Consider the following 13,310-nt stretch of genomic DNA (forward strand, 5'->3'; position numbering starts at 1 on the left):
GCTCGGTTTTAATAAGACCATGGGAGAAGGTCATCCTCCCACTTTATTATAACCAAACGTTATATATTCATTTGCTTCACGTTATCCCAGTAACGTTGAACTGCAGCTTGTAGAGCCACAATGATCGCTTGCTGGGATGGAGCAAAATAAAAGCTTTGAATTCGTTCAATCAGCTGCTCAACACCATCTTGAAGACAGTAACCTATCAACAGTTTTTGAAAATAATTTTTCGTTAGTTCTGTTACGAAGGTAAATTCGGCGCCGATAATTTTATGATCTTTCAGCTCCACTTCGAGTACAATTCCCGCATGCTTATACATTTCATACATGGAAGTTCCCTGTGGAGCTTTTGCATATCCTGTAACAATGACTGTTTCCAGTGTTTGCATGCTCCTAAACCTCCTTTTAAAAACTAACTGATCATTTTCTTTTTCTAACACGAGTATATGGGTCAGAAAAAATAATGTCAATGAGAAAATTCATAATTTTCTGAAATAGTAATTTGTTACCATAATTTTACTAGTAAGCGCTTACGATAATCACACATAAAATTAATTCTCGCTTGGACTTCAAACTCCTTCTAGAAAAATAAGAATTTTTTTGCTGCCTGCATAGAATTTCTCCTTTCATCCCCTAAAAAATGTACGAACGTGCTTTTCACTATTTTCAACTTATAAATTTGCAATTTCTGTGCCAAAATTAAAAACGCTATTTTACTCACCTTTTTTGAGAAAATATGCCAAATTTCTTGGCACTAACCTTCTTTTTTTGCATCTTACCTGCAAAAAATCCCTAGCAGAGGTTTTTCAAAAGGGAAATAGAACCTTTTGTAATTCACCCCAAATTCAGCTGAAAAAGCAAAAATCCCCTTCAAAAATCATATTTGCCTTCATTTTTTACCTCAAATAGACAAAAAAACGATTCAAAAGTGAATTTTCACCGTTCGATTCAATTATGCATTCCCGTTATGGTAGAAGTACCCGGGAATACAAGAAAAGCGCGCTTTCTGAAAGGACTCTCCCTTGGAAAGCTTTGAACAATTAGTCGACCAGTACCAGCCCATGCTCCACAAGATCATAAACTCGCTCCATCTTTACAAAAACCATGATGAATTCTATCAGCACAGTCTCATTGGCCTTTGGGAAGCAAGCCAACGCTTCGATCCTAACAAAGGGAGCTTCACCAATTATGCCTACACCTACATCAAAGGCTGCCTTCTCATGGAGTTAAAAAAAGCACACCAAGATCATGAACGAAATGTACACCCAGGCGAGGAGTTCTGGGACCTTGTTGAGGATTCCCATTCTGATGACCCACTTCAGAAGGAAACACTGTTGACCTACTGTGTATCACTGACACCGAACCAACAGAAATGGCTCCTGTACACCGTCCGTGATCAACTATCGATCAAGGAAATCGCTGAGCTAGAAAATGTCTCCCCCTCAGCCGTGAAAAGTTGGCGCAGCGGGGCTCGGGAAAAGTTGAAAAAGATAGTGAGGGATTAGTGAGCTCGTTCATTACCTACCTGTTTTTGAAATTTTACCTAGTGTCGGTCTTCTTACCAAGGACAAGCCTTTTGGGTTTGTCCTTGCATGTGTCCAGTTCTTATTCATGACAAACCTCCACCAGCATCCCCAAATTTCTCAACTAATCAATCGTTTGATTGAAGCAGACAAGAGTCTTGAAAATAGCGAATTCCCCTCACTAAAGCTACGTGAAGTCTGTCGAACCTCGCTTAAAAATTCCGCAGGAAATATCCCTCTATTCTACAAAATTTGTCATTGCTGAATAACCATTTTTATGAAGAATAACAACTTCCAGGAATAAGCAACATATTAAAAACAAGTAAGCATAAATTAATCGGTGTAGCTGCTCTACTAATGCTGAAATATGACCCAAGATCCTTCAAGATGTTTCTTTTAATAAAAGTCTCCAATTTAGTTAAAATTTTCTGGTATAATTTATTTTTAGAATATAATTTTGAACGTAAGGGGAGTGTATTTTGGAAGGTTCATTTGGATTGCTTTTAAACATAGTGATCACCATTTATTTAGTTATCGATTCTCGTAAGTATGGTAAAAGCCCCGTCCTTTGGGGAATTCTCGGTTTCATTTTTGGTGCGATTGCCTTAGGGATTTACTTAATTAAAACAGATCGAAAGGTAATCGGTTGGATTATTACGATTATTAGTATAATCGGATATATCGCCTTACTCTTAGTCATTTTATTAGGGGTTGCGCTAATAATGGGCGGAGGATTTTCATAAGAAGTCGTTACATATCATAACTATTAAAACTATGCTGAATTTACAGCATAGTTTTTTTATGCTTGTATTCGATCACCAATTCTGTGATCTACTAATCTATTGTTATAATTATCAGAATCTAATAATCAGTTAGTTATTTACAAGACGCGCATAAATGTATATAATCCTATATAAATACTAGGAATTGATTGGGCGTGCGGATATGAGTATAGGGATTACGTTGATGGGTTTACTTGTTGGTTTTTTGGTAGGGTTGACTGGAGTCGGCGGAGCAGCACTGTTAACCCCGGTTTTAATTTTAATTGGGGTCAATCCTTCCATTGCTGTCGGTACAGACCTTGTTTATAATTCAATCACAAAGCTATTCGGACTTGTTCAACACTGGCGGCAAAAAACAGTTAATGTTCAGATGGTGAAGTATTTAGCGATGGGAAGTATCCCTAGTGCAGTCATTGCGATTGGCTCCCTTCACTATTTTGAAGCGTATTACCACAATCAAGAACAGATTATTAGGCATTCCCTCGGTTATATATTGATATTTGTCTCACTAGCTATCATTATCAGAACGTTTGTAGAGAAAAAATTAAGGCCCAATCGTTGGCAAATGAAGCCTTTGAGTGAAAAGAAAACACTAACCATTTTAATTGGCTGCCTTTTTGGCTTTATCGTTGGACTCACTTCTTTAGGATCAGGCTCTTTATTCGCTGTGGCAATGATTTATCTTTATCGAATGAAAACATCAGAGATGGTCGGTACGGATATCACTCACGCGTTTCTTTTGGTTACAGTAGCAGGGATGCTTCATATCGGTTATGGAAATGTTAACTATATGCTCGTGGGGAATTTACTTATGGGCTCGATTCCAGGAGTACTGATTGGCAGCAGCATTTCGGCAAAGGTTCCAACAAGACCGCTGCGAACCGTAGTTGCTGTATTAATCTTTGTAAGTGGTTTGAAGTTAATCTAATTTGCGTGAAAAAGTCAGCTGATATGCTGGCTTTTTTTATATGAACTTATTAGTGAGTTTCGTGTAGGTATGAGAAAGAAATTCCGACCTAATGTATTTAGAGGAAGCTTACGAAGCTGATATAAGCGGAGAAATTCCGCTTATTGTATATAGAGGCGGCTTACGAAGCCAATATAAGCGGAGAAATTCCGCTTAACTGCTCTAAATAAGGCAAAATCCAACGATTTGAATCATTTAGACGGAAAAACTTCCCTTATTATCGAGAAAATATGGGAATTTCGCAATTTAAAAGGAATTTTTCCGCTTATTGTTCAAACACAGTAAAATCAACATTCAGTTATAACCGAGAAAGGCATAAAAAAACCACCTTCAAAAAATGGTTACTTTTTAAAGGTGGTTGTTATTAAATGAAAGTTGATTAGTTAAAAAAAAATGGCTCCGCAGGTAGGACTCGAACCTACGACCGATCGGTTAACAGCCGATAGCTCTACCACTGAGCTACTGCGGAATAATATATAGTGGGCCTAAATGGACTCGAACCATCGACCTCACGCTTATCAGGCGTGCGCTCTAACCAGCTGAGCTATAGGCCCAATTTGGAGCGGGTGATGAGAATCGAACTCACAACATCAGCTTGGAAGGCTGAGGTTTTACCACTAAACTACACCCGCATATAAAAATTTGGAGGCAACACCCGGATTTGAACCGGGGATAGAGGTTTTGCAGACCTCGGCCTTACCACTTGGCTATGCTGCCCAAACACTAGATCAAATGGGGCGGCTGATGGGAATCGAACCCACGAATGTCGGAACCACAATCCGATGCGTTAACCACTTCGCCACAACCGCCATAATGGTGGAGGGGGACGGATTCGAACCGCCGAACCCTGAGGGAGCGGATTTACAGTCCGCCGCGTTTAGCCACTTCGCTACCCCTCCATATAAATGAAAAATGGCTCAGGACGGAATCGAACCGCCGACACAAGGATTTTCAGTCCTTTGCTCTACCGACTGAGCTACTGAGCCTAAAAATATGTATAAAAAACAGTAGATTAACTACTGAGATAAAAATGGCGGTCCGGACGGGACTCGAACCCGCGACCTCCTGCGTGACAGGCAGGCATTCTAACCAACTGAACTACCGGACCAGAGTATTTTCAAGCATAGCTTGAAAATAACTTAATTGCGGGGACAGGATTTGAACCTGCGACCTTCGGGTTATGAGCCCGACGAGCTACCGGACTGCTCCACCCCGCGACGATAATAAAAAATTGAAGTTTTCACATGCTCTTAGTATAACGACCGCCCCGATTTCAGAAAGCTTATTCAAGCAGCGGCTCAATCGTTGCGCTGTAGATTTATTCGAAGTAGCATATTCGAACGTGCTCCACCCCGCGACAACAATATATAAAGATAATGGAGGAGGAAGAGGGATTCGAACCCCCGCGCGGTATGACCCGCCTGTCGGTTTTCAAGACCGATCCCTTCAGCCAAACTTGGGTATTCCTCCGAATAAGTGGAGTCTAGGGGGATCGAACCCCTGACCTCCTGCGTGCAAAGCAGGCGCTCTCCCAGCTGAGCTAAGACCCCGTTATAAAATTAAAGAATGGTCGGGAAGACAGGATTCGAACCTGCGACCCCTTGGTCCCAAACCAAGTGCTCTACCAAGCTGAGCTACTTCCCGTAAAATGCGCCCTGAGAGATTCGAACTCCCGACCTTTTGATTCGTAGTCAAACACTCTATCCAGCTGAGCTAAGGGCGCAAATGAATTTAATTCACTTAATGGTGCCGAGGACCGGAATCGAACCGGTACGGTAGTCACCTACCGCAGGATTTTAAGTCCTGTGCGTCTGCCAGTTCCGCCACCCCGGCGTATGTTGGAGCGGAAGACGGGATTCGAACCCGCGACCCCCACCTTGGCAAGGTGGTGTTCTACCACTGAACTACTTCCGCAATTATTTTTAAAAGTGAGCCATGAAGGACTCGAACCTTCGACCCTCTGATTAAAAGTCAGATGCTCTACCAACTGAGCTAATGGCTCGTACTAATGGTGCCGGCGAGAGGACTTGAACCCCCAACCTACTGATTACAAGTCAGTTGCTCTACCAATTGAGCTACCCCGGCATAATCTTTGAAAGATAGATATGGTGGAGGATGACGGGATCGAACCGCCGACCCTCTGCTTGTAAGGCAGATGCTCTCCCAGCTGAGCTAATCCTCCAAATCAATGATACTTATTTTCACTATCGTGAAAAAACTTTGGTGACCCCTACGGGATTCGAACCCGTGTTACCTCCGTGAAAGGGAGGTGTCTTAACCACTTGACCAAGGGGCCAGATTATATTTTGACAAAAAAATAACCCGATAGGGCTTGCCTGGCAACGTCCTACTCTCACAGGGACGCGTGTCCCAACTACCATCGGCGCTGAGAAGCTTAACTTCCGTGTTCGGTATGGGAACGGGTGTGACCTTCTCGCCATTGCTGCCAGACTATTTTGTTTGAGGTATCATTCCCTCAAAACTAGATAATGCTGAAGAAGTTTGTAAACTCAGAGTTCACCTTAAAATTAGGATAAGTCCTCGAACGATTAGTATCAGTCAGCTCCACATGTTACCACGCTTCCACCTCTGACCTATCAACCTGATCATCTTTCAGGGTTCTTACTAGCTTGCGCTATGGGAAATCTCATCTTGAGGGGGGCTTCATGCTTAGATGCTTTCAGCACTTATCCCGTCCGCACATAGCTACCCAGCGATGCTCTTGGCAGAACAACTGGTACACCAGCGGTGCGTCCATCCCGGTCCTCTCGTACTAAGGACAGCTCCTCTCAAATTTCCTGCGCCCACGACGGATAGGGACCGAACTGTCTCACGACGTTCTGAACCCAGCTCGCGTACCGCTTTAATGGGCGAACAGCCCAACCCTTGGGACCGACTACAGCCCCAGGATGCGATGAGCCGACATCGAGGTGCCAAACCTCCCCGTCGATGTGGACTCTTGGGGGAGATAAGCCTGTTATCCCCGGGGTAGCTTTTATCCGTTGAGCGATGGCCCTTCCATGCGGAACCACCGGATCACTAAGCCCGACTTTCGTCCCTGCTCGACTTGTAGGTCTCGCAGTCAAGCTCCCTTGTGCCTTTACACTCTGCGAATGATTTCCAACCATTCTGAGGGAACCTTTGGGCGCCTCCGTTACTTTTTAGGAGGCGACCGCCCCAGTCAAACTGCCCACCTGACACTGTCTCCCACCCCGATGAGGGGTGCGGGTTAGAATTTCAATACAGCCAGGGTAGTATCCCACCGACGCCTCCACCGAAGCTAGCGCTCCGGCTTCTCAGGCTCCTACCTATCCTGTACAAGCTGTACCAAAATTCAATATCAGGCTACAGTAAAGCTCCACGGGGTCTTTCCGTCCTGTCGCGGGTAACCTGCATCTTCACAGGTACTATAATTTCACCGAGTCTCTCGTTGAGACAGTGCCCAGATCGTTACGCCTTTCGTGCGGGTCGGAACTTACCCGACAAGGAATTTCGCTACCTTAGGACCGTTATAGTTACGGCCGCCGTTTACTGGGGCTTCGATTCAGAGCTTCGCTTGCGCTAACCCCTCCTCTTAACCTTCCAGCACCGGGCAGGCGTCAGCCCCTATACTTCGCCTTGCGGCTTCGCAGAGACCTGTGTTTTTGCTAAACAGTCGCCTGGGCCTATTCACTGCGGCTCTTCGAGGCTATTCACCTCAAAAAGCACCCCTTCTCCCGAAGTTACGGGGTCATTTTGCCGAGTTCCTTAACGAGAGTTCTCTCGCTCACCTTAGGATTCTCTCCTCGCCTACCTGTGTCGGTTTGCGGTACGGGCACCTTTTATCTCGCTAGAGGCTTTTCTTGGCAGTGTGGAATCAGGAACTTCGGTACTAAATTTCCCTCGCTGTCACAGCTCAGCCTTATGTGAGAGGCGGATTTGCCTACCTCTCAGCCTAACTGCTTAGACGCGCATATCCAACAGCGCGCTTACCCTATCCTCCTGCGTCCCCCCATTGCTCAAACGATAAAGAGGTGGTACAGGAATATCAACCTGTTATCCATCGCCTACGCCTTTCGGCCTCGGCTTAGGTCCCGACTAACCCTGAGCGGACGAGCCTTCCTCAGGAAACCTTAGGCATTCGGTGGATGAGATTCTCACTCATCTTTCGCTACTCATACCGGCATTCTCACTTCTAAGCGCTCCACCAGTCCTTACGGTCTAGCTTCAACGCCCTTAGAACGCTCTCCTACCACTGACATCGTAGATGTCAATCCACAGCTTCGGTGATACGTTTAGCCCCGGTACATTTTCGGCGCAGAGTCACTCGACCAGTGAGCTATTACGCACTCTTTAAATGGTGGCTGCTTCTAAGCCAACATCCTGGTTGTCTAAGCAACTCCACATCCTTTTCCACTTAACGTATACTTTGGGACCTTAGCTGGTGGTCTGGGCTGTTTCCCTTTTGACTACGGATCTTATCACTCGCAGTCTGACTCCCACGGATAAGTCTTTGGCATTCGGAGTTTGTCTGAATTCGGTAACCCGATGAGGGCCCCTAGTCCAAACAGTGCTCTACCTCCAAGACTCTTACTACGTGAGGCTAGCCCTAAAGCTATTTCGGAGAGAACCAGCTATCTCCAAGTTCGATTGGAATTTCTCCGCTACCCACACCTCATCCCCGCACTTTTCAACGTGCGTGGGTTCGGGCCTCCATCCAGTGTTACCTGGACTTCACCCTGGACATGGGTAGATCACCTGGTTTCGGGTCTACGACCACATACTCAATTCGCCCTATTCAGACTCGCTTTCGCTGCGGCTCCGTCTCTTCAACTTAACCTTGCATGGGATCGTAACTCGCCGGTTCATTCTACAAAAGGCACGCCATCACCCATGAACGGGCTCTGACTACTTGTAGGCACACGGTTTCAGGAACTATTTCACTCCCCTTCCGGGGTGCTTTTCACCTTTCCCTCACGGTACTGGTTCACTATCGGTCACTAGGGAGTATTTAGCCTTGGGAGATGGTCCTCCCTGCTTCCGACCGGATTTCACGTGTCCGGCCGTACTCAGGATCCACTCAGGAGGGAACGAAGTTTCGACTACAGGGTTTTTACCTTCTCTGACGGACCTTTCCAGGTCGCTTCATCTACCCCGTTCCTTTGTAACTCCATGTTGAGTGTCCTACAACCCCAAGAGGCAAGCCTCTTGGTTTGGGCTATGTCCCGTTTCGCTCGCCGCTACTCAGGGAATCGCGTTTGCTTTCTCTTCCTCCGGGTACTTAGATGTTTCAGTTCCCCGGGTATGCCTTCCATACCCTATGTATTCAGGTAAAGATACTGTTCCATTACGAACAGTGGGTTCCCCCATTCGGAAATCTCCGGATCAAAGCTTACTTACAGCTCCCCGAAGCATATCGGTGTTAGTCCCGTCCTTCATCGGCTCCTAGTGCCAAGGCATTCACCGTGCGCCCTTTCTAACTTAACCTAAAAGGTTATTCTCTTAACTTCATAAGAGAGAAAACTAAAATGGCGATTACTCGATGTTTACTTTGCTTCTTCATTACGATTATCTAGTTTTCAAAGAACGATTGGTTTGAGAGAATTGTACTCTCAAAACTAAACAAACAAAGATCGCGAACAAACTGTTTTGTCTGGCTCATACGTCCAGTTTATTCCTTAGAAAGGAGGTGATCCAGCCGCACCTTCCGATACGGCTACCTTGTTACGACTTCACCCCAATCATCTGTCCCACCTTAGGCGGCTGGCTCCTTACGGTTACCCCACCGACTTCGGGTGTTACAAACTCTCGTGGTGTGACGGGCGGTGTGTACAAGGCCCGGGAACGTATTCACCGCGGCATGCTGATCCGCGATTACTAGCGATTCCGGCTTCATGCAGGCGAGTTGCAGCCTGCAATCCGAACTGAGAATGGTTTTATGGGATTGGCTAAACCTCGCGGTCTTGCAGCCCTTTGTACCATCCATTGTAGCACGTGTGTAGCCCAGGTCATAAGGGGCATGATGATTTGACGTCATCCCCACCTTCCTCCGGTTTGTCACCGGCAGTCACCTTAGAGTGCCCAACTGAATGCTGGCAACTAAGATCAAGGGTTGCGCTCGTTGCGGGACTTAACCCAACATCTCACGACACGAGCTGACGACAACCATGCACCACCTGTCACTCTGTCCCCCGAAGGGGAAAATCCTATCTCTAGGAGTGTCAGAGGATGTCAAGACCTGGTAAGGTTCTTCGCGTTGCTTCGAATTAAACCACATGCTCCACCGCTTGTGCGGGCCCCCGTCAATTCCTTTGAGTTTCAGCCTTGCGGCCGTACTCCCCAGGCGGAGTGCTTAATGCGTTAGCTGCAGCACTAAAGGGCGGAAACCCTCTAACACTTAGCACTCATCGTTTACGGCGTGGACTACCAGGGTATCTAATCCTGTTTGCTCCCCACGCTTTCGCGCCTCAGCGTCAGTTACAGACCAGAAAGCCGCCTTCGCCACTGGTGTTCCTCCACATCTCTACGCATTTCACCGCTACACGTGGAATTCCGCTTTCCTCTTCTGCACTCAAGTCCCCCAGTTTCCAATGACCCTCCACGGTTGAGCCGTGGGCTTTCACATCAGACTTAAAGGACCGCCTGCGCGCGCTTTACGCCCAATAATTCCGGACAACGCTTGCCACCTACGTATTACCGCGGCTGCTGGCACGTAGTTAGCCGTGGCTTTCTGGTTAGGTACCGTCAAGGTACCGGCAGTTACTCCGGTACTTGTTCTTCCCTAACAACAGAGCTTTACGACCCGAAGGCCTTCATCGCTCACGCGGCGTTGCTCCATCAGACTTTCGTCCATTGTGGAAGATTCCCTACTGCTGCCTCCCGTAGGAGTCTGGGCCGTGTCTCAGTCCCAGTGTGGCCGATCACCCTCTCAGGTCGGCTACGCATCGTCGCCTTGGTGAGCCGTTACCTCACCAACTAGCTAATGCGCCGCGGGCCCATCTGTAAGTGTCAGCCGAAACCGACTTTCAGCTTTTCCTCATGAGAGGAAAAGGATTATCCGGTATTAGCACCGGTTTCCCGGTGTTATCCCAGTCTTACAGGCAGGTTGCCCACGTGTTACTCACCCGTCCGCCGCTAGACTCCGAAGAGTCTCGCTCGACTTGCATGTATTAGGCACGCCGCCAGCGTTCGTCCTGAGCCAGGATCAAACTCTCCAAGAAAGTTGATTAGCTCATTTGTTACGTTGGCTCATGTTCTAACTATATATAATAGAAGAAACACGATTAATATTGTTTGTTTGCACGATTTTGTTTGTTTAGTTTTCAAAGAACAATTCATTATGCCAGAAGCGACACTTTTTATTATATCAACTCTTTATTATGATGTCAATATAATTTCTATATTTTTTATCAATCACTTTTAACGACTAAAGGTCCGTTTGACAAAAGCGACGTTTATTATTATATCAACCCTATATCACTATGTCAATATAATTTTTATCTCTTTTTCAATCATCTTTAACAATGAAAACCTGCTGTCAAAAGCGACTTCCTTATAGTATCACCCTCCTAATAATTATGCAACAAAAATTTTTTCTTTTTTTAAAAAGCTCTTACGGTTTTCTTTCCAATAATAAATAAACCAGGAGATTAGCATATCTCCTGGCTTTTCACTGGTCTTACCGATCTAATGATTCTTTTTTCCTTTACCTTTCCCTGGGTGCTTTTTCTTTTTCTCTTTTTGTTGTTTCTTTTCTTCCTTTTTTGGTTTCTGCGCATTTCTAATTCCCGCATTATTATTAGCAGGTTTCGCTTTGTTGATAATTGGTTTTGGTTTTGGCGGTACCTCTGCAGAAGTAACGCCTTTAATATACAGTTCATTATTTACTCGATAGACACTGCTTGGCTGCTGAAAACTCGATGCATCCGTTCCAAATGACTGCATCATGTTTTTGAACATATACTTCGCAATTGGTGTCGTCGTCGCGTCCATAAAGTTACCAGAGCCGTTTTGTGCGTATCCAGTCCAGACCGCCATGGTGTATTGCGGTGTATATCCTACGAACCAGCTATCATTCGTGGCTTTTTCTGGGTATCCAAATTTCGCCCGGGTCGGTGCGTCAAAATTCGTTGTCCCTGTCTTTCCTACCACATATAGCCCCGGAACGTTAGCCATTGCTCCGCCACCATTTGTTACAACGGAGCGCAACATATCAGTCACCATATACGCCGTATAATCCTGCATAACCCGTTTGGGTTTCTCCGTAAAATGAACGACTTTACCATTGGGCAGAACTACTTTTTGAACAAAATGAGGTTTATTATAGTTCCCTTTATTTCCAAATGCACTGTAAGCCCCTGCCATGGCTAATGGACTAACAGTATTGCTTCCAATCGCATAAGATTCGTATATTTGATTATTTTTAAAAGTAATACCGAGTTGTTGGGCAAAATGCTTTGCCTTTTCCATTCCAACCGCCCGTAGTGTAAGAAGAGCAGGAATATTATATGAGTTGTTTAGTGCATTCCGTATGGTCAGCATTCCATGATACTGATGATCCCAGTTGGAAATCGACTGTCCAGTTGAATACGACGTCGGCTGGTCATTAATCTGATGACCAGTGGACCATTTTAAATTTTCAATCGCTGGACCATAGTCAAAAATCGGTTTAAATGTCGATCCTGGCTGACGACGGAGATCGACCGCAAAGTTGTTACCTAGAAATTCAGCTTTATACTCGTTTCGCCCGCTCCCAATCGCCCGCACTTCTCCGGTTTTTGTATCTAAAAAGACAAAAGCCCCCTGGAAAGCAGCATTTGGATAGGCAATGATTTCATTGGTGTTCAACATTTTATCTGCATAATTCTGTGCATTTGGATCGAGGGTGGTATAGATAGATAATCCATCCTCACTGATGTCGACACCCTTCAGTTTCCTCTTTACCTCTTTTACAACGGCATCCAAAAACGCTTCGTAAGGAATCGTTTGTTGGTTGCTTTTTAGGACAAGTCCCTCAGTAACAGGAACTTTTGAAGCTTCCTTGTACTGTTTCTCCGTTATATACCCGTCTCTAAGCATCGAACGTAAGACGATATTTCGGCGATTTGTGGCCGCTTCTTTGTTTTCCGGCTTGGTTGGATCGTAATTATTCGGGCTCTGCGGCAGTCCGGCTATCAAAGCTGCCTGCGCGAGCGTCATTTTTTTCAAATCCTTTACTTCGATACCATAGTAACTCTTTGCGGCAGCAGCAACTCCGTAAGAACGGTTTCCAAGGTAGATTTTGTTTAAATACATCATTAAAATTTCGTGTTTGGAATATTTCTGTTCCAACTGATACGCCAAGTCCCATTCTTGGACTTTTCGCTTTAATGTTTTCTCAGGCGTCAAAAAGGAATTTTTAATCACTTGCTGAGTAATCGTACTACCGCCCTGTGATCCGAAATTTCCGGTTACATTGACAAAAATAGCCTTAGCAGTCCTTTTGATGTCGATCCCATGATGTTCATAAAAATGGGAATCTTCCGTGGCAATAAACGCCTGCTCCAGTACTTTTGGAAGTTGATCATAGGTAATTTTCGTTCGCTTTTCTTTCCCGTATTCATAAAGAAATTTTCCGTTTTTATCGTAAAATTTCGTTGAAAGTGGATCCACCAGCTTAGAATCATCCAAATTAGGCGAACCCTTAATCATAGAAGCGAACGTGATCGCTCCTGCTCCTGTTGAAACAAGTCCCAGCACGAGACAGACAATGATTATTTTTTTCAAAATCGATCCTTTTTTCTTCGGTTTTCGATTGCTTCTGTCTTGATTCTGTCTTGCCCTTTCCGCTCGCTTTCGTTCCTCACGAGATTGATAAGTCTCTTCTGTCATGCTTCTTCTCTCCCATGTAAATTTATGGTTTGGCAAAGTTGATATGATGTAAATGAAAGTATGATCAGCTAATTATAGGACTTCGTAAGCGGGGTTAATTTTATGAGGGGAACACGCAAAAAATAAGCCTTAGTGACGGTTCTCCTGGCTCCAATGAGACTTGTGGTGACCACCAGAACCGGGTTTCCC

5 protein-coding genes, 19 tRNA genes and 3 rRNA genes are annotated in these 13,310 nt (G+C 45.3%); 3 read left to right on the forward strand and 24 right to left on the reverse strand.

Translation table 11 applies throughout. The features are described from left to right. Positions 1-59: 59 nt before the first annotated feature. Complete coding sequence (locus tag AC4QJR_RS25985; RefSeq protein ID WP_098573346.1) at positions 60-389, reverse strand: DUF3870 domain-containing protein; 330 nt, start codon at positions 387-389, stop codon at positions 60-62. 633 nt (positions 390-1,022) lie between these two features. Here AC4QJR_RS25985 and AC4QJR_RS25990 point away from each other — a divergent pair. The 3 genes from AC4QJR_RS25990 to AC4QJR_RS26000 all read left to right on the forward strand — a co-directional run bounded on the left by AC4QJR_RS25990 (position 1,023) and on the right by AC4QJR_RS26000 (position 3,233). Next, complete coding sequence (locus tag AC4QJR_RS25990) at positions 1,023-1,505, forward strand: sigma-70 family RNA polymerase sigma factor (RefSeq protein ID WP_496524701.1); 483 nt, start codon at positions 1,023-1,025, stop codon at positions 1,503-1,505. 497 nt (positions 1,506-2,002) lie between these two features. Continuing rightward, a complete protein-coding gene (locus AC4QJR_RS25995; protein ID WP_098573340.1) occupies positions 2,003-2,266 on the forward strand; it encodes a hypothetical protein in 264 nt (87 codons plus the stop codon). A gap of 202 nt (positions 2,267-2,468) precedes the next feature. After that, positions 2,469-3,233 carry a sulfite exporter TauE/SafE family protein gene (locus tag AC4QJR_RS26000; protein WP_098573337.1) on the forward strand — a complete coding sequence of 255 codons (765 nt, stop codon included), beginning with the start codon at positions 2,469-2,471 and terminating at the stop codon, positions 3,231-3,233. A gap of 433 nt (positions 3,234-3,666) precedes the next feature. Here AC4QJR_RS26000 and AC4QJR_RS26005 read toward each other — a convergent pair. The 23 genes from AC4QJR_RS26005 to AC4QJR_RS26115 form a co-directional block, all read right to left on the reverse strand. Then, a tRNA-Asn gene (locus AC4QJR_RS26005) sits at positions 3,667-3,741 on the reverse strand. An 11-nt stretch (positions 3,742-3,752) separates the two neighbouring features. After that, a tRNA-Ile gene (locus AC4QJR_RS26010) sits at positions 3,753-3,826 on the reverse strand. Between the two features lie 4 nt (positions 3,827-3,830). Beyond that, positions 3,831-3,904, reverse strand: a tRNA-Gly gene (locus AC4QJR_RS26015). Positions 3,905-3,915: 11 nt separating this feature from the next. Then, positions 3,916-3,989, reverse strand: a tRNA-Cys gene (locus tag AC4QJR_RS26020). A 16-nt stretch (positions 3,990-4,005) separates the two neighbouring features. Then, positions 4,006-4,081, reverse strand: a tRNA-His gene (locus AC4QJR_RS26025). Positions 4,082-4,086: 5 nt separating this feature from the next. Next, positions 4,087-4,171, reverse strand: a tRNA-Tyr gene (locus AC4QJR_RS26030). Positions 4,172-4,185: 14 nt separating this feature from the next. Continuing rightward, positions 4,186-4,258, reverse strand: a tRNA-Phe gene (locus AC4QJR_RS26035). Positions 4,259-4,303: 45 nt separating this feature from the next. After that, positions 4,304-4,380 (reverse strand) — tRNA-Asp (locus AC4QJR_RS26040). A gap of 35 nt (positions 4,381-4,415) precedes the next feature. Next, a tRNA-Met gene (locus AC4QJR_RS26045) sits at positions 4,416-4,489 on the reverse strand. Between the two features lie 160 nt (positions 4,490-4,649). Next, a tRNA-Ser gene (locus AC4QJR_RS26050) sits at positions 4,650-4,742 on the reverse strand. Positions 4,743-4,749: 7 nt separating this feature from the next. Beyond that, positions 4,750-4,822: transfer RNA gene (locus AC4QJR_RS26055), tRNA-Ala, on the reverse strand. Positions 4,823-4,839: 17 nt separating this feature from the next. After that, positions 4,840-4,916: transfer RNA gene (locus tag AC4QJR_RS26060), tRNA-Pro, on the reverse strand. A 5-nt stretch (positions 4,917-4,921) separates the two neighbouring features. Continuing rightward, positions 4,922-4,995 (reverse strand) — tRNA-Arg (locus AC4QJR_RS26065). A gap of 21 nt (positions 4,996-5,016) precedes the next feature. Beyond that, positions 5,017-5,105: transfer RNA gene (locus tag AC4QJR_RS26070), tRNA-Leu, on the reverse strand. Between the two features lie 6 nt (positions 5,106-5,111). Next, positions 5,112-5,186, reverse strand: a tRNA-Gly gene (locus tag AC4QJR_RS26075). Positions 5,187-5,201: 15 nt separating this feature from the next. Next, positions 5,202-5,274: transfer RNA gene (locus AC4QJR_RS26080), tRNA-Lys, on the reverse strand. A gap of 7 nt (positions 5,275-5,281) precedes the next feature. Further along, positions 5,282-5,357: transfer RNA gene (locus AC4QJR_RS26085), tRNA-Thr, on the reverse strand. A 21-nt stretch (positions 5,358-5,378) separates the two neighbouring features. Next, positions 5,379-5,454 (reverse strand) — tRNA-Val (locus tag AC4QJR_RS26090). A 39-nt stretch (positions 5,455-5,493) separates the two neighbouring features. After that, positions 5,494-5,568 (reverse strand) — tRNA-Glu (locus AC4QJR_RS26095). Between the two features lie 38 nt (positions 5,569-5,606). Then, positions 5,607-5,723, reverse strand: a 5S ribosomal RNA gene (gene rrf, locus AC4QJR_RS26100). Positions 5,724-5,801: 78 nt separating this feature from the next. Then, positions 5,802-8,738: ribosomal RNA gene (locus AC4QJR_RS26105) — 23S ribosomal RNA — on the reverse strand. A 195-nt stretch (positions 8,739-8,933) separates the two neighbouring features. Continuing rightward, a 16S ribosomal RNA gene (locus AC4QJR_RS26110) occupies positions 8,934-10,471 on the reverse strand. Together the 16S, 23S and 5S rRNA genes with 19 tRNA genes alongside form the textbook arrangement of a ribosomal RNA operon. 466 nt (positions 10,472-10,937) lie before the next feature. Beyond that, the gene (locus AC4QJR_RS26115) at positions 10,938-13,121 is read right to left on the reverse strand and encodes a transglycosylase domain-containing protein (protein ID WP_496524702.1); all 2,184 of its coding nucleotides are present in this window, start codon (positions 13,119-13,121) and stop codon (positions 10,938-10,940) included. Between the last annotated feature and the right edge of the window lie 189 nt (positions 13,122-13,310).

Source organism: Neobacillus sp. BP17 (assembly GCF_059579525.1).